At 71.1% G+C, this 16,901-nt stretch carries 13 protein-coding genes; 9 read left to right on the plus strand and 4 right to left on the minus strand.

All coding sequences use genetic code 11. The features are described 5' to 3' along the window. The first annotated feature begins 248 nt into the window (after window positions 1-248). Entirely contained in the window at window positions 249-1,385 is a 1,137-nt protein-coding gene (locus ACFYRY_RS38470; protein ID WP_389156761.1) for a glycosyltransferase family 4 protein, read from the plus strand. A gap of 31 nt (window positions 1,386-1,416) precedes the next feature. Here ACFYRY_RS38470 and ACFYRY_RS38475 read toward each other — a convergent pair whose 3' ends face one another. After that, on the minus strand, window positions 1,417-3,057 hold the full coding sequence (locus ACFYRY_RS38475) for a PucR family transcriptional regulator (RefSeq protein ID WP_389156764.1): 1,641 nt from the start codon (window positions 3,055-3,057) through the stop codon (window positions 1,417-1,419). A gap of 137 nt (window positions 3,058-3,194) precedes the next feature. Then, entirely contained in the window at window positions 3,195-3,773 is a 579-nt protein-coding gene (locus ACFYRY_RS38480; RefSeq protein ID WP_389156767.1) for a TetR/AcrR family transcriptional regulator, read from the minus strand. Between the two features lie 90 nt (window positions 3,774-3,863). On the opposite strand from ACFYRY_RS38480, the gene ACFYRY_RS38485 reads away from it, so the two are divergent. Both ACFYRY_RS38485 and ACFYRY_RS38490 read left to right on the plus strand, forming a co-directional pair. After that, entirely contained in the window at window positions 3,864-4,310 is a 447-nt protein-coding gene (locus ACFYRY_RS38485) for an anthrone oxygenase family protein (RefSeq protein ID WP_389156770.1), read from the plus strand. Between the two features lie 100 nt (window positions 4,311-4,410). Beyond that, window positions 4,411-4,836 (plus strand): DUF4267 domain-containing protein, encoded by a 426-nt coding sequence (locus tag ACFYRY_RS38490; RefSeq protein WP_389156772.1) that lies wholly within the window; start codon window positions 4,411-4,413, stop codon window positions 4,834-4,836. A 14-nt stretch (window positions 4,837-4,850) separates the two neighbouring features. Here ACFYRY_RS38490 and ACFYRY_RS38495 read toward each other — a convergent pair whose 3' ends face one another. Both ACFYRY_RS38495 and ACFYRY_RS38500 read right to left on the minus strand, forming a co-directional pair. Beyond that, window positions 4,851-6,233, minus strand: a complete 1,383-nt coding sequence (locus ACFYRY_RS38495) for an FAD-binding oxidoreductase (RefSeq protein ID WP_389156775.1) — start codon at window positions 6,231-6,233, stop codon at window positions 4,851-4,853. Window positions 6,234-6,478: 245 nt separating this feature from the next. Then, window positions 6,479-8,281, minus strand: coding sequence for a glycoside hydrolase family 15 protein (locus ACFYRY_RS38500; protein ID WP_389157111.1), 1,803 nt, complete (start codon window positions 8,279-8,281; stop codon window positions 6,479-6,481). Between the two features lie 524 nt (window positions 8,282-8,805). On the opposite strand from ACFYRY_RS38500, the gene ACFYRY_RS38505 reads away from it, so the two are divergent. From ACFYRY_RS38505 to ACFYRY_RS38530, 6 genes are all read left to right on the plus strand, one after another. Then, window positions 8,806-10,488 carry a CTP synthase gene (locus ACFYRY_RS38505; protein WP_389157114.1) on the plus strand — a complete coding sequence of 561 codons (1,683 nt, stop codon included), beginning with the start codon at window positions 8,806-8,808 and terminating at the stop codon, window positions 10,486-10,488. 140 nt (window positions 10,489-10,628) lie between these two features. Further along, window positions 10,629-11,255: an NUDIX domain-containing protein gene (locus tag ACFYRY_RS38510; protein WP_389156778.1), complete on the plus strand. Its 627-nt coding sequence runs from the start codon at window positions 10,629-10,631 to the stop codon at window positions 11,253-11,255. Window positions 11,256-11,438: 183 nt separating this feature from the next. After that, window positions 11,439-13,526, plus strand: a complete 2,088-nt coding sequence (locus ACFYRY_RS38515) for a tetratricopeptide repeat protein (RefSeq protein WP_389156780.1) — start codon at window positions 11,439-11,441, stop codon at window positions 13,524-13,526. Between the two features lie 135 nt (window positions 13,527-13,661). Then, window positions 13,662-14,786, plus strand: coding sequence for an alanine dehydrogenase (ald, locus tag ACFYRY_RS38520; RefSeq protein ID WP_389156783.1), 1,125 nt, complete (start codon window positions 13,662-13,664; stop codon window positions 14,784-14,786). A gap of 401 nt (window positions 14,787-15,187) precedes the next feature. Further along, window positions 15,188-16,312, plus strand: a complete 1,125-nt coding sequence (locus ACFYRY_RS38525; protein ID WP_389156786.1) for a ParA family protein — start codon at window positions 15,188-15,190, stop codon at window positions 16,310-16,312. Next, window positions 16,297-16,887: a hypothetical protein gene (locus tag ACFYRY_RS38530; protein WP_389156789.1), complete on the plus strand. Its 591-nt coding sequence runs from the start codon at window positions 16,297-16,299 to the stop codon at window positions 16,885-16,887. Before ACFYRY_RS38525 ends, ACFYRY_RS38530 begins: the two co-directional genes overlap by 16 nt. The last annotated feature ends 14 nt before the right edge of the window (window positions 16,888-16,901 follow it).

A 16,901-nucleotide genomic window follows, 5' to 3' on the forward strand; every position in this document is an offset into this window, starting at 1 on the left:
GCCTCCCCCAGGGTGAACAGTGTGGGCACATGTGTGCGGAATCATGCCCTCCTTCACTCGTGTGGGTGACCTGGGCCACCGTGCCGCCAGGGCGTACGGCCGACGGCGTTCCCGGAACACCCGTACGTACTGGCATCCTTGGACCAGAACGCAGTACGCGTAGGAAGCGCGCGGTACACCCCCTCCGCCCGACACCTTCTGTACGTTTCCTCGTGACCGCCCGACGCCGAACCAGGAGCCCCGGCCACGTGACCCCCGTGAGCAGCCACTCACCGCTCGGCCAGTCGCCGCTGCGCACCGTGCAGGTGCTCGGCGGAGGCAACGCCGCCAGCAGCGCGCATGTGCGCTCCCTGGCCTCCGGGCTGGTGGCGCGGGGCGTGCGGGTCACCGTGTGCGCCCCCGTGGAGGCCGATCGCGCCTACGACTTCACCGGGGCCGGTGCCGACCACGTGCACGTGCCACGCAGCAGCGACCCGGGGGCGGTGGCCGCGCTGCGGCAGGCGTGCACCGACGCCGACCTGGTGCACGCGCACGGCCTGCACGCCTCCTTCCGCGCCGTGCTCGCGCTCAGCGGACGGCGCACCCCGCTCATCGTCACCTGGCACGACCGCGCGTACGCCGAGGGGGCCCGCGCCCACTTCCTGCGGCTGCTTGAGCGACGGGTGGTGAAGGCCGCGACCGTGGTGCTCGGCACCACCTCCGTCCTGGTGGACCGGGCACGCCGTACCGGAGCAAGGGACGCGCGTCTGGCCGCCGTGGCGCTGCCCGGCCCGCGCCAGACCGTGGAGCCGGAGGACCCCGACCGGCCGCGGGCCAAGATCCGGGCCGAACTCGGTGCCACCGGACGTCCCTTGCTGATGGCGGTCGGCTCCCTCGAACCACACCGGGGCTACGACAAGCTGCTGGATGCCGCGCGCGCCTGGCGCGACCTCGACCCGGTGCCGCTGGTGGTGATCGCGGGAGAGGGGCCCTCGCGCGCCGAGTTGCAGTGGCGGATCGAAGCCGAGGGGCTGCCGGTCCGGCTCATCGGACGGCGGGAGGACATCACCGAGTTGCTCGCCGCCGCCGACCTCGCCCTGCTGCCGAGCGGCGAGGAGTCGCGGTCCGTCCTCGCCCAGGAGGCGTTCCACGCGCGGGTGCCGCTCGTCGCCACCGACTCCGGCGCCGTCCCCGAACTCGTGGGCGACGCGGCCGAACTCGTCCCGTCCGGCAACCCCGAGGCGTTCGCGGACGCCGTGGTACGCCTCCTCGGCGACCCCGAGCGGCAGCAGTCGCTGCGGGACAGGGGCGCCCGGCAGGCGGCCACCTGGCCGTCCGAGGACGAGACCGTCGCGCAAGTGCTCAGTGTCTACGACGAACTGACCCAGCCCCGGCCGTTGATCTAGAAACAGTCCGTCGATCTGGAAACAGGCCGGACTACGGCACGAGCCGGCGTGCCCGCAGGGCCAGGCTCAACGCCAGTACCGTCTGCGGATCGTCGAGGTCGGTGCCCAGCAACTCCCCGATCCGCGCCAGCCGGTTGTACAACGTCTGCCGGTTGAGGTGGAGTTCCCGGGCCGTCTCCGCCTTGCGTCCCGCGTGCGCGAGATACGTCTCCAAGGTGGGCAGCAGCGGCGGTTTGGAGCGGTGGTCGTGGTCCCGGACCGGGCCGATCGCACGGTCCACGAAGGCCGCCAGGTCCGGATGGTCGCGCAACCGCCACAGCAGCAGGTCGATGTCCAGGCGGCGGGCGTCGTACCAGGGACGGTCCGACAGACCCTGAGCCGCCGTCGCCGTCTCCGCCGCGTGCCTGAGCCCCGCCGAGGCCGCCGCCCAGCCGCCGGTCTGCCCGACGACCACCACCGGCGGCTGCGCTCCCGGCCGCTGCATCCCGGCCCGCTCCACGCCCGCCCGCAGCGCCGCCGCGACGCGGTCCGCGACGGCCGGCCGCTCCGACTCCGAACGCAGGCCCAGCAGTACCGGGACACGGCCCTCCACCGGTCGTACGCCCAGCAGGACCGGCACCCCCACCGACGCCAGCTCCTCCGCGACCGCGCGCGCCAGGACCGCCCAGCCGCCGCCGGGGGACAGGGCGTCCCCGAGTCGCATGACCACGGGCAGCAGCGGGCCGTCGCCCGGTTTGAAGCCCAGGACGCGGGCCTGCGCGGGGGCGTCCTGGGCCGCGACCCGGCCCTCGGCGAGGTCGGTCAGGAAATCCCCGCGTCCCCGCGCGGCCAGTTCCTCCTCCTGGCGGGCCTGCATCAGGACCACGGCCAGGATGCCCGCGGCCCGTTCGGCGGCCATGCGGTGCACGGGCGCGAGCGGCGCGCGTACGGGCAGCAGGACGAGGCGGGCCCGGACCGCTCCCGCCCCCGGCCCGCCGCCCGGCACGTCCACCACGACCGAGCCGGCCGGCGGGGTGTCCTTGTGCTGGCCGCGCAGCCCCTCCCACACCTGGAGCGGGTCCGCGCCCTCGGGGCCCGCCCCGGCGGCGAACAGGAGCCGGCCGTCCGTCGTCTCCAGGAAGACCGGGTTGTCGCCGAAGTCGGCCAGGATGCCGAGGACCTGCGGTATCCCGCCACCGCCCAGCAGGGCTTCGGTGCAGCGGCGGTGCACCTCCTCCGCCCGCTGGAGCAGGGCGTAGTGGCCGTTGACGATCTCGGTGTGGATCTCCTCGGTGACCGTCACGAACGGCACCTCGCGATGAAGTTGGACCAGCGGGAGACCGGCCGCGCGTGCCGTGTCGACCAGCGCCGCGGGCAGGCGGGCGAAGCGCGGGCCGAGCTCCACGACGAGGGCCGCGATGCCGCGTTCGGCGAGCGTGCGCACGAACACGCGCTGGTCGGCCGGGCGGGTCCCGAGGCCGTAGCCCGTGGTCAGCAGCAGCTCGCCGCCCTTGAGCAGCGAGGCGATGTTGGGTACCTCGCCCGCGTGCACCCAGCGGACGGTCCGATGCAGCCGGTCGGCGCCCGCGAGGACCTCGGGCAGACCGCTGCGCAGGCCCGGCAGCTCCAGCGCGCGCTGCACGGTGATGCCGCCGCCCTGGGTCTCGAATCGGTGGTCCGTGCGGCTGTCCATGCAGCGGACGCTACCCGCGGACCAGCCCCGGAGACATCTCCGGGGATCGCGGGGCGAGCCGCGCGGTCAGGGGACGACCGGCCGCATCGCGGCGCCGGATGGCAGCGGGGCGTCACGGCCCCCGCCGGCAGGGCGTGTCAGGCAATCGCGAGCCGGTCCACCAGCAACTCCACCCTCCACTCGGCGTCCTCCGGTGGCAGCCGTCCCGCCCGGGTCAGGGTGGCCAGGCCGTGCAGGGCAGCCCAGAACGTCTCGGTGAACAGCCCCGGGTGGACGCCGTCCCCGGCGACCTCGCCGAGGGTCTCCAGCAGGGCGGCGAAGGCGTCCTTCAGTGGCTCCGGGGTTTCCTCCTTCGCGTACGCCAGGCCGCCGTCGAGCTGGAACAAGGCGTCGTAGACCGCCGGGTTGCGTGCGGCGAAGTCCAGGTAGGCGCGGGCAAGAGCGGCGACCCGCTCGCGCGGGCTGCTCGCCTCGGAGGTCGCGGCCCGCACGGCCACGGCCATCTCGGTGGCGCCCTCGATGGCGACGGCGCCGATGATCTCGCGTTTGCCGCGGAAGTGGCTGTAGAGGACGGGCTGGCTGTACTCGATGCGTTCGGCGAGCCGGCGGGTGGTGACCGCGTCCCAGCCCTGCTGCTCGGCGAGTTCGCGGGCCGTCGCCACGATGAGGCGCTCGCGCTCCGCCCGTTCGCGCTGCTTGCGTTCCTGTACCGACATGATTCGATCCTAGCACCGCTAGACAATCGAGCGGCAGTAGGTCTAGCGTTGCATCAACACCTAGCAGCGCTAGATCCAGGAGGGATCATCATGCTCAACGCACTTGAGGTCTTCACCACCGTGGTCGTCGGCCTGATGGTGGGGGTGGAGTTCTCCGTCGCCTTCGTCATGAACCCGATCTTGAGCGCCCTCCCCGAGGACAGCAGCCAGGCGGCCCACGCCCACGGGGGCCGGATGCTTGGCGCCGTGATGCCGTTCTGGTACATCGGCTCGCTCGTCCTGAGCGCGGTCTGGGCCATCGCCGGATGGCACCACGAGGGCACCGGCCTCGTCGTCACCGCCGCCGGGCTGCTGATCGTCAGCGTGGTCATGTCGCTTCTGCTGCTCGTCCCGATCAACAACCGGAACAAGACGTGGACCCCCGAGAACCGGCCCGCGGACTGGAAAGAGCAGCTGAACCGCTGGGAGCGCTTCCACTACGTCCGGGTCGCCGTCATCATCGCCGCCTTCACCCTGCTGGTCACCGCCCTCGTCTGACACCGAAGCCGCCCCCGACATCGGGTCCCACACGGCTCAGCAGCTCCACGAAGCTCACCAAGCTGACGAAGACTCACGAAGACTCACAAGGAGAAGAACCATGTCACTGAAGAAGATCAACACCGTGCTCGCCGCCGCCTTCATCCTCTTCATCCTCTGGTTCGGGACGGAGTTCATCCTCAGCCCGGAGACGACGGCACCGACCTTCGGCCTGCCGAGCTGGCCGTCCGGCGACGGCGGCGGCTTCCTGATCATCAAGGGAATCCGCGATGTCGTCTTAGGCCTGGTGCTGGCCGTCCTGCTGGTGACGGGCCACCGCCGAGCGCTGGGCCTGGTGCTGCTGGTGGAGGCGCTCGCCGCGTACGGCGACATGGCCACCGTGCTGGCCCACCACGGCTCCGTGGCCACCGCCCTCGGCGTCCACTGCCTGACCGCGACACTGATGGTGGTCAACGGCCTGCTGATCATGCGCGAGACCCGCAAGGTCCCGGCCGCTCCGGCGACGCCCGCCCCGCAGCCCGCATGACGCCGGGACGGCTCTCAGTCAGGCCTGATGTTGTGGTTGAAACGGAAGACGTTGTCGGGGTCGTACCGCCGCTTCACCTCCGCCAGCCGCCGGCTGTTCTCGGCGCCCACGCCGGCCACGACCCGGTCACTGCCCTCGTCGCCGATGAAGTTGAGGTAGACCGCGCCGGTGCTCCACGGCCGGGCGGCGGTACGGACATCCCGAACCCACTGGACGCAGCGCTCGTCGTCCGCGGGGTCCTCCCACAGACCGAAGGGGTGCACCGCCCACGGCGCGTCCCGGTAGGGCACGGGATACGTGTGCGGCCCGGTGCCGATCGCGCCGCCCTGCGGGAACAGCGCGTGCAGGGTGCCGGTCGGTACGGGCATGGCCTCCCCCTGGGCGCAGAAGGCCGCCACGAAGTCGTCGGGCGCGCCCGTCAGGTACTCCGCCGACCAGTAGTTCCGCATTCCGGGAGGATCGTCGATCATGCACTGGACGTCGGCGTAGGGCATCGCCCCGACGACCTCCGACTCGTGCGGCAGCGCCAGCAGCGGCTCGGCCAGCTTGCGCATGTCCGCCTCGGACCCGGCGTACGTCAGCAGCACCCCGCACAGCAACGACCCGACCAGATGCGGTGGTACGAACTCCTCGGGCGGGCCGGTGAGATAGATGACAGCGCCGCCGGCCTCGTCGGGACCGGCCGTGATGACATCGCGGTAGGTACGCGTGACCTCGGGACCGTGCTCGGGGAGGTACAGCAGCAGCGCGATGGAGAACTCGGGCAGCTCGTGCAGCTTCAGAGTGATCGCGGTCGCGACGCCGAAGTTCCCGCCGCCGCCGTGCAGGGCCCAGAACAGGTCCGGGTTCTCGTCGTCGCTCGCATGCACCCGGCTGCCGTCGGCTGTGACCAGTTCCACGCCCAGGAGGTTGTCGACGGCCAGTCCGCAGTGCCGGTCCAGCCAGCCCGTGCCGCCGCCCAGGACGAAGCCGCCCACCCCGGTCGTCGACGCCCGGCCACCGGTGGTGGCCAGGCCGTGGGGCTGGGTGGCGCGGTCCAGGTCGCTCATCGTGGCGCCGCCCGCGACCCGTACCGCCTCGGCCGCGGGATCGACCGTGACGGCGCGCATGTGACGCAGGTCGACCACCACCGCCCCGTCGCCCAGCGCCATGCCCGCCACACTGTGCCCGCCGCCGCGAACCGCGACCGGCAGATCGAGGCTCCGGGCGAAGCGCAGCGAGCGCACCACATCCGTCTCGTCCACACACTGCGCGATCACCGCCGGCCGCCGGTCGATCATGGCGTTGAAGACGGCCCGGGCGTCGTCGTACCCAGGGTCCTGCGGGGTGAACACGTCGCCGACCAGATCCTCGCGGAACGCGGTGAGAGCCGCGCCCGCCTTCGAGGGGGAAGCCATGGCCGCTCCCTTCCGAGAAGGGGCATTGTCTGCTTCCAGCCTAGGGGGTGTCCGCAAAGTCCCGCCTGCCCTGCGACGCCCGGCACGCACTCTCGCCGCACCGGGCGAACACCCGAGTACGACCAGTACGCGGGCGTCCGCCCGGCACGCCGAGAGCACGCACCGGACGCCGCAGGGCCCGCCCTTCGGGCGGACGACGCGACTTTGCGGACACCCCCTAGGCGGGCACGGCCAACCGGTCTCGCTCAGCCGCCGTACGCCCCCGAGGCCGTCAGGCGCAGGGCCGTGTCGATGAGGGGCACGTGGCTGAAGGCCTGGGGGAAGTTGCCGACCTGGCGTTGCAGGCGGGGGTCCCATTCCTCGGCCAGCAGGCCGAGGTCGTTGCGCAGGGCCAGGAGCTTCTCGAACAGCTTGCGGGCCTCGTCCACGCGGCCGATCATCGCGAGGTCGTCCGCCATCCAGAACGAGCAGGCCAAGAAGGCCCCTTCGTCGCCGGGCAGACCGTCGACGCCTTCGTTGTCGCCCGAGGTCGGGTAGCGCAGGATGAATCCGTCCGAGGTGGACAGCTCCCGCTGGATCGCCTCGATCGTGCCGATCACGCGCTTGTCGTCCGGCGGCAGGAAGCCCATCTGCGGGATCAGCAGCAGGGAGGCGTCCAACTCCTTCGAGCCGTACGACTGGGTGAACGTGTTGCGCTCCTTGTCGTAGCCCCGCTCGCACACGTCCCGGTGGATGTCGTCGCGCAGTTCACGCCACTTCTCCAGCGGGCCGTCCGCGTCCCCGGACTCGATCAGCTTGATCGTGCGGTCGACGGCGACCCAGGCCATCACCTTGGAGTGCACGAAGTGGCGGCGCGGACCGCGCACCTCCCAGATGCCCTCGTCCGGCTCGTCCCAGTGCTGCTCCAGGTAGCGGATCAGCTTCAGCTGGAGCAGCGAGGCGTAGTCGTTGCGGGCCAGGCCCGTCATGTGGGCCAGGTGCAGGGCCTCGGTGACCTCGCCGTACACGTCCAGCTGGAGTTGGTGCGCGGCGCCGTTGCCGACCCGGACCGGCCCGGAGTTCTCGTAGCCGGGCAGCCAGTCCAGCTCGGCCTCGCCCAGCTCGCGCTCACCCGCGATGCCGTACATGATCTGCAGGTTCTCCGGGTCACCGGCGACGGCCCGCAGCAGCCATTCGCGCCAGGCGCGGGCCTCCTCGCGGTAACCGGTGCGCAGCAGCGAGGAGAGCGTGATGGCCGCGTCCCGCAGCCAGGTGTAGCGGTAGTCCCAGTTGCGGACACCGCCGATCTCCTCCGGCAGGGACGTGGTGGGCGCGGCGACGATGCCGCCGGTCGGGCCGTAGGTCAGCGCCTTCAGGGTGATCAGCGAACGGATCACGGCCTCGCGGTAGGGGCCGTGGTACGTGCAGTGCTCGACCCAGTCCCGCCAGAAGTCCTCCGTCGCCTCCAGTGACTGCTCCGGTTCCGGCAGCGGCGGCGGCTCCTTGTGCGAGGGCTCCCAGGAGATGGTGAACGCGATCCGGTCACCGGGGGCGACGGTGAAGTCCGCGTACGTCGTCAGCGACTTCCCGTACGTCTCGGCCTCTGTGTCGAACCACACGGAGTCCGGCCCGGCGACGGCCACCGTGCGGCCCTCGTGCTTGTGCACCCACGGCACGATCCGGCCGTAGGAGAAACGCATCCGCAGCGCCGAGCGCATCGGGACCCGGCCCGAGACGCCCTCCACGATCCTGATCAGCTGCGGAGCGCCGTCACGCGGAGGCATGAAGTCGATCACCCGGACCGTGCCGCGTGGGGTGTCCCACTCGGACTCCAGGATCAGGGAGTCGCCGCGGTAGCTGCGTCGGGCCGCGGTGGGCGGCTCGGCGCCGGACGCGTGCGCCGGGCCGATCCGCCAGAAGCCGTGTTCCTCCGTGCCGAGCAGACCGGCGAAGATGGCATGCGAGTCGAAGCGGGGCAGGCACAGCCAGTCCACTGTGCCGTCCCGGCAGACCAGGGCTGCGGTCTGCATGTCTCCGATGAGTGCGTAATCTTCGATGCGCCCGGCCACGTGCAACTCCAGTCGAACGGCCACGTCACCCCCGGAACAGGGGGCTGTCGCTTGCGGTAAAAGGGGTGTGGGTCTTGTTACTGCGTCGTTGAGCGGTGAATCAAAACAGTCCTACCGCTGTGAGGCAAAACGACAACTGTTGCTCAACGAACTGACGAGCTCTCGTTGTTCCGGTTGTTCCGGTCGTTACGGGAGGGGGGTGGTCCCGTGTTGCCGGCCTGGCTCGGCAGTGAGTGTCCGAGCAGGATACGACGCACGTAGATGATCTGCGTGCTGCCCCGGGCAACGCGGGTGAGCCGAACGGGTGAGCGTGAGGTGAGAAACACGTGAGAGCGTGCGGGTCTGTGCCGATCTGTGCGCGGAGCGTGGCCGGAAATCACCGCGCCCGGTCGCTGATACCCTGGTAGCCCGTGGACCGGTGGGCACGAAACCCCCGAACCGCAGCGACGGCGCCCCCGGAAAGCCTCCGGTGCGGCAGCCGCACCGCAACCCCAGACCGCGACCACGGGAGCCCCGCCTTGGCCATGCCGCCCGCTGCTTTTCGAAACAGCCCTGCCACGACGACCAAGCACATCTTCGTGACCGGGGGTGTCGCCTCCTCGCTCGGCAAGGGCTTGACGGCCTCCAGCCTCGGCATGCTGCTCAAGGCGCGTGGCCTGCGCGTCGTGATGCAGAAGCTCGACCCGTACCTGAACGTCGACCCGGGCACGATGAACCCCTTCCAGCACGGTGAGGTGTTCGTCACCAACGACGGCGCCGAGACCGACCTGGACATCGGCCACTACGAGCGCTTCCTCGACCGTGATCTCGACGGCTCCGCCAACGTCACCACCGGCCAGGTGTACAACACGGTGATCGCCAAGGAACGGCGTGGCGAGTACCTCGGCGACACCGTCCAGGTCATCCCGCACATCACCAACGAGATCAAGCACCGCATCCGCCGCATGGCGACCGACGAGGTCGACGTCGTGATCACGGAGGTCGGCGGCACGGTCGGCGACATCGAGTCGCTGCCCTTCCTGGAGACGGTCCGCCAGGTCCGGCACGAGGTCGGCCGGGACAACGTCTTCGTCGTCCACATCTCCCTCCTGCCGTACATCGGTCCCTCGGGTGAGCTGAAGACGAAGCCGACCCAGCACTCGGTCGCCGCGCTGCGGAACATCGGTATCCAGCCAGACGCGATCGTGCTGCGCTGCGACCGCGAGGTACCCACCGCGATCAAGCGCAAGATCTCTCTGATGTGCGACGTCGACGAGGCCGCCGTGGTCGCCTGCCCCGACGCCCGCTCGATCTACGACATCCCGAAGACCGTGCACGGCGAGGGCCTGGACGCCTACGTCGTCCGCAAACTGGACCTGCCGTTCCGCGACGTGGACTGGCGGACCTGGGACGACCTGCTCGACCGCGTCCACAACCCCGACCACGAGATCACCCTCGCCCTGGTCGGCAAGTACATCGACCTGCCCGACGCCTACCTCTCGGTCATCGAGGCGCTGCGCGCGGGCGGCTTCGCCAACCGGGCCCGCGTGAAGATCAAGTGGGTCACCTCGGACGACTGCAAGACCCCGGCCGGCGCCGCCCAGCAGCTCGAGGACGTGGACGGCATCTGCATCCCCGGCGGCTTCGGCGACCGCGGTGTGCTCGGCAAGGTCGGCGCCATCCGCTACGCCCGCGAGCACAAGATCCCGCTGCTCGGCCTGTGCCTGGGCCTCCAGTGCATCGTGATCGAGGCCGCGCGCAGCCTCGCCGACATCCCGGACGCCAACTCCACCGAGTTCGACCCGGCCACCTCGCACCCGGTCATCTCCACCATGGCCGAGCAGCTCGACATCGTCGCCGGCGAGGGCGACATGGGCGGCACGATGCGGCTGGGCATGTACCCGGCCAAGCTCGCCGAGGGGTCGATCGTGCGTGAGGTGTACGACGGCAAGGAGTACGTCGAGGAGCGCCACCGGCACCGCTACGAGGTGAACAACGCCTACCGCGCGGAGCTGGAGAAGCGGGCCGGCATCCAGTTCTCCGGCACCTCGCCGGACGGCAAGCTCGTCGAGTACGTCGAGTACCCGCGCGAGGTCCACCCCTATCTGGTCGCCACCCAGGCGCACCCGGAGCTGCGCTCGCGTCCGACGCGTCCGCACCCGCTGTTCGCCGGGCTGGTGAAGGCGGCCGTCCAAAGGACCGAGGCGGCTCGGGAGAATTCGAAGTAACACACCAGTTGTACGGTGGCCGGGGTGCGATCCTTCAAAAGGTGACCGCCCCGGCTGCTTTTTCGCACGTGGCCGCAGCGCGTCGGACGGCTTCCGGACGCCTGCGTCGCGTGGTTTCCGTACGTCTGGAAGGACAGGGCATGACGATCAAGGACACCCCCGAGGAGTGGCGGATCCGGTCGACCAAGACCCCCTTCGTGGGCAACAAGACCTCCGTCCGCACGGACGAGGTGGTCATGCCCGACGGCTCGGTGGTCAACCGCGACTACCAGGTCCACCCCGGTTCGGTGGCCGTCGTCGCCCTCGACGGGGAGGACCGGGTCCTGCTGATCAAGCAGTACCGCCACCCGGCGCGGCAACGGCTGTGGGAGATCCCGGCCGGCCTGCTCGACGTGCCCGGCGAGAACCCGCTGCACGCGGCCCAGCGCGAACTGTACGAGGAGGCGCACGTCAAGGCCGAGGACTGGCGGGTGCTGACCGACGTCTACACCACCCCCGGCGGTTGTGACGAAGCCGTACGGATCTTTCTCGCCCGCGACCTGTCCGAGGCCGACGGGGACCGCTTCGAGGTGGAGGACGAGGAGGCCGACATGGAGCACGCGCGGGTCCCGGTCGACGACCTGGTCCAGGGTGTGCTGGCGGGCGACCTCCACAACAACTGCCTCGTGGTGGGCGTGCTTTCGCTGGTCGCCGCGCGGGGCGGCGAAGGGCTCGACGCACTGCGCCCGGCGGAGGCGCCCTGGCCCGCACGCCCCTTCGACTCCTGAACGCCCGCAACCCGCACTCCGGACCATTCACACCCCCTCCTGGTGTGACCATCGGCTGATCCGATTGAGGGATGTGTCCGCCGCGCTCCGCCCGGAACGTAGCAGAGCGTGAACTAGGCTCTGGAAACGCCCGAACCGGAGTCCCGGCGGGCTTGCGCGTGCGGTGGGACGGGAGTGTGGCCCGTGACGGATCAGGTGGTGGACGCAGACGGTGCACGGCTGTCGGCACAGGCTCCCCGGGACGACCAATTCCTCGGCCGCACACGGGAGTTGAAGGAACTGCGCGCCGACATCGAGCGCGCCGGACTGGATACGATCTCCGGCCGCAAGGCCCCCCGCGCGCGCGTGCTCCTCATCGCGGGCAGGCCCGGTTCGGGACGCACCGCCCTCGCCGCGGAACTCGCCCGACAGGTCGCCGACCGTTACCCGGACGGGGTCCTGCGGGCCCGCCTCGGCGAGCCCGACGGCACCCCCGTCCCGGTCGAGCGCACCGCCCGCGAACTGCTCGCCGCCCTGGAGGTGCCGGCCCCGGCCGGAGCCGCCGAGGACGACCTCACCGCGGCCCTGCGCGAGGCCCTCGCCGACCGCCGGACGCTGCTCCTGCTCGACGACGCGGCCACCGCCGAACAGGTCGACGCCCTGCTGCCGGACACCCCGGAGTGCCTGGTCGTCGCCGTCTCAGGGGGCCCGCTGACCGGGATCGCGGACGTCCGCCCCTGCACCCTGGGCGGCCTCGACACCAAGTCGGCGGTGGAACTGCTGTCCCGGCACACCGGGTCGGTCCGCGTCACCGTCGATCCGCGGGCCGCCGAGGGCCTGGCGGTGACCTGCCAGGGCCAGCCCGCCGCGCTGACCCTGGCCGGCGGCTGGCTCGCCGCCCGCCCCAAGTCGGCCGTCTCCGACTTCGCCAAGCACCTGCACGCGGAGGGCGAGGAGGGCACCCCGCTCAGCCGGGTCTTCCGGCTCGTGTACGCGTCCCTGCCCGGTCCCGCCGCCCGGATACTGCGCCTGCTCGCCCTCGCCCCGGCCGGCCTGGTCGACCCGCACACCGCGTCCGCGCTGGCCGGCTGCTCGGTGACCGGGGCCCGCACCACCCTGGACGACTTCGTCGCCCTCGGCCTGCTCCGGGCGGTGGACTCGCCGCTGCCGCAGTACGAGGTCCCCGGCTGTCTGCACCCCCTGCTGAAGGCGCTCACCGAGACCCAGGACCGGCCCGCCGAGCTGCAGCTGGCCCGGGCCCGCATGCTGGAGCGGACCGTGCGGCTGCTGCAGTCCTGCCGGGCGATCACCGAGACCGACAGCCCCGAGGCCCGCGAGAAGCTCCTGGGCATGCCCCCCGCCCTGCGCTTCCCGACCCCCCGGGCGGCCGCCCAGTGGCTGACCCTGCGCAAGCCCGCCCTGCTCGCCTCGGCCCGGCTCGCGGTCGCCGACGGGGAGCTGGACACCCTCGCCCGGCGTCTGATGTCCCAGCTCGTGCGGGCCCTGGTGGCCCACTGCGGCACCCGGGCGGTCGCGTCCGACCTGTACGGCGTCCACCGCCTCGTCCTCGACGTGGCCGAGCGCCAGAAGCTGCCCCGGGAGAAGGCCGCCGCGCTGCTGAACCTCGCCGACCTGGACGCCCGGACCGGCCGCACGAACGAGGCGCTGGCGCGGTACCGGGCGGCGCTGGACGCGGGACGGGAGGCGAACGACCCGTACGCGACCGGCCGCGCGATGGAATCCGTGGGCGGGGCCCACCTGGAGCTCGGGGACCCCGACCGGGCGGCCGACTGGTTCGGCCGCGCCCTCGCCCAGCGACTGGCCCGGGACGAGCGCGCGGACGCCGCCCGGCTGTACGGCCGTATCGCCGCCGCGCACACCCTCGCGGGTCGTTACGGCGAGGCGCAGCGGGGCTGGCGGGCGGCGGTGGCCGGGCACCGCAAGGACGGCGATGTGGCGGCCCACGCGCGGGCGTTGAGCGAACTCGCGCGCGTCCAGGAGTACGCCGGATGCCCCGAGGACTCGCTGCGCACCTGCCACGAGGCGCTGGAGTGGGCGCGTCGCGCCGAGGACGTCCGTCTCCAGGCCGCGCTCCAGCTGCGGCTCGGCGACACGCTGGAGCGTCTCGGCGATCCGGCGGCGGCCTCGCTGCACCGGGGTACGGCCGAGCGGCTGTTGGGTGACGAGCTGCGGACGCCGGAAACACGGGCCGAGCCGGAGCCGGAGCAGGCCGTTCACCTGAAACAAGACGCGAACGCCTGCGAAATCCGCAGTACATCCGCTGAAGATTGACGCAATGAAAGGCTAGACAGCGGGAACACCTTCATTAGACTGGCTCTGCCGCGCGCTCTCCTGCGGTGCGTCCTGGTGTGCCCGAGCATGCCTGGGTATGTCATGCAATGCCCCCCATTCCCTGAGCCAAGGACCGTGATCGACGTGAAGGTCGGCATCCCCCGCGAGGTCAAGAACAACGAGTTCCGGGTGGCCATCACCCCGGCCGGTGTGCACGAACTGGTGCGCCACGGCCACCAGGTCGTCATCGAGCGGGGTGCCGGAGTCGGCTCCTCCATCACGGACGGCGAGTTCGCCGCGGCCGGTGCCCGGATCCTGGAGACCGCCGACGAGGTGTGGGCCACCGCCGACCTGCTGCTCAAGGTCAAGGAGCCCATCGCCGAGGAGTACCACCGCCTCCGCAAGGACCAGACGCTCTTCACGTACCTGCACCTGGCCGCGTCCAAGGAGTGCACCGACGCCCTGGTCGCGTCCGGCACCACCGCGATCGCCTACGAGACGGTCGAACTGCCCAGTCGCGCCCTTCCGCTGCTCGCCCCCATGTCCGAGGTCGCGGGCCGCCTCGCCCCCCAGGTCGGCGCCTACCACCTGATGGCCGCCAACGGCGGCCGAGGGGTGCTGCCCGGCGGTGTCCCGGGCGTACTGGCCGCCAGGGCCGTCGTCATCGGCGGCGGTGTCTCCGGCTGGAACGCGGCGCAGATCGCCATCGGCATGGGCTTCCACGTGACCCTGCTCGACAAGGACATCAACAAGCTCAAGGAGGCCGACAAGATCTTCGGTACGAAGATCCAGACCGTCGTCTCCAACGCCTTCGAGCTGGAGAAGGCCTGCCTGGAGGCCGACCTCGTGATCGGCGCGGTGCTCATCCCGGGTGCCAAGGCCCCGAAGCTGGTCACCAACGAGCTCGTGTCACGCATGAAGCCGGGAAGTGTCCTTGTCGACATCGCGATCGATCAGGGCGGTTGCTTCGAGGACTCCCGTCCGACCACCCACGCCGAGCCGACCTTCCCGGTCCACAACTCGGTCTTCTACTGCGTCGCCAACATGCCCGGCGCGGTGCCCAACACCTCCACCTACGCGCTCACCAACGCCACGCTGCCGTACATCGTCGAGCTCGCCGATCATGGCTGGGTCGCGGCGCTGCGCCGGGATCCCGCGCTCGCCAAGGGGCTCAACGCACATGACGGCAAGGTCGTTTACCGCGAGGTCGCGGAGGCACACGGACTGGAGCACGTGGAGCTCGACGCGCTGCTCGGCTGAGCGGCGACCTTAAGTCTCCTTTTGGTAAAGGTCGATACGTCAACAGAGGTCGTCAACCCCGTGCACCTGGCCGGACCTTGCCCGACATGGTCCGGCCAGGTGTGTGTATGGTCACTTTGCGGCACTCGGTCAACTCGCCTCGAACGTAACCCTTGAACCGATTCGTACACCGGTGAAACCCACCGTGCGACGGCCGTACGCCCTTGACAGAGGGATGTTTCATTGCCGACACATCCTGCCGGGTCCGGTGGATTGTGTTGCTGCGGACGCCCGACACGCCATAGAGTCGCCAACCGTCGGCATGGTGCCACGCCGACCTGTCTAGAAGTTTCCTGGTCACCAAGGAGGTAAGACGACTTGTGAATGAGTCGACATTTTCTCCCGGGGGTGGTCAACCAGGAATGCCTGCAGGGGCCCAGGGCCCCGAGGGGTTCGAGGCTGTCGGCTCCGTCGCGGTGCGCACCTTCGCAGCCCAGCAGAGTCCCCAGGTGACTCGGACACACCAGAGCATGGATGGCCATCACGTGAACGCCATGGCCGGCGACGGAAGTGGCGCGCCCCGCAACCACTTCGCCGACTACGACGAACTGCCCGACGGGCACTTCTACGACCCCGACGCCGAGTACGAGCCCGATCCAGAGTACGCGGCCACGCTCGCGCCCGACGCCGCCCGGCAGCGCCGGGAGCGCGTCGGTCCGACCGGACGCCCGCTGCCGTACTTCCCGATCCCGGGACCGCTGACCAACCACGGCCCCGCGACGATCATCGCGATGTGCAACCAGAAGGGCGGCGTCGGCAAGACGACGTCGACCATCAACCTGGGTGCCGCCCTCGCGGAGTATGGCCGTCGTGTGCTGCTCGTGGACTTCGACCCGCAGGGCGCGCTGTCGGTGGGTCTCGGTGTCAACCCGATGGAGCTCGACCTCACCGTCTACAACCTGCTCATGGAGCGAGGCATGGCGGCCGACGAGGTGCTCCTGAAGACGGCGGTCCCCAACATGGACCTGCTGCCCAGCAACATCGACCTGTCCGCCGCCGAGGTCCAGCTGGTCTCCGAGGTCGCGCGCGAGTCGACGCTGCAACGTGCCCTGAAGCCGCTCCTGGCCGACTACGACTACATCGTGATCGACTGTCAGCCCTCGCTCGGCCTGCTCACGGTGAACGCCCTGACGGCCGCGCACAAGGTGATAGTGCCCCTGGAGTGCGAGTTCTTCGCTCTCCGTGGTGTCGCGCTGCTGACGGAGACCATCGAGAAGGTCCAGGAGCGGCTCAACCCGGAGCTGGAGCTCGACGGGATCCTGGCCACGATGTACGACTCGCGTACCGTGCACAGCCGTGAGGTGCTCGCGCGGGTCGTCGAGGCGTTCGACGACCACGTCTACCACACGGTCATCGGGCGCACGGTCCGCTTCCCGGAGACCACGGTCGCCGGTGAGCCGATCACCACGTACGCGTCCAACTCCGTCGGCGCCGCCGCGTATCGCCAGCTCGCCAGGGAGGTGCTCGCCCGGTGTCACGCCGAGTGAGTCTGCCGGGGGCCGACGAACTGTTCCGTACGACCGGGGGGACGGCGCTCCAGCCGTCCGCTCCCCGGCGCCCGGTCAACGGCGAGGCCCGGGTGCCGGCGCCCGCGGGGGAGTCCGACGGGGCCGCGGCCGCGGCGCCGTCCTCGTCCGAGGACGCACCGCAGTCGGTGCCGGCCCAGGGTGGTGACGGTGACGGTGCGGAGCATGTGGCGGCCGACTCGGAACCGGCCGGGGCCGGCGAGTCCCGCAGCCGGGGCGCCGACCCCGCCGGACGTCGTCAGGGCCCGCAGGAAGGTTCTGCCTCGGGTGCGGACGCGGCGGCCCCGCGCGGCAAGCGCGGACGGGCGGCCTCGCGCCGTCCCAGCGGGCGGGAGCGGCACGACGAGAAGATCACCGTGTACGTCTCCGCCGAGGAGCTGATGGATCTGGAGCACGCGCGTCTGGTGCTCCGGGGCGAGCACGGGCTGGCGGTCGACCGCGGTCGGATCGTCCGCGAGGCCGTGGCCGTGGTGCTGGCCGACCTGGAGTCACGCGGTGACGCGAGCATCCTCGTACGACGGCTGCGCGGGCGGTAACGGTAGCCTGCGGG

The organism is Streptomyces sp. NPDC005263 (genome assembly GCF_042872365.1).
Classification (GTDB): Bacteria; Actinomycetota; Actinomycetes; order Streptomycetales; family Streptomycetaceae; genus Streptomyces.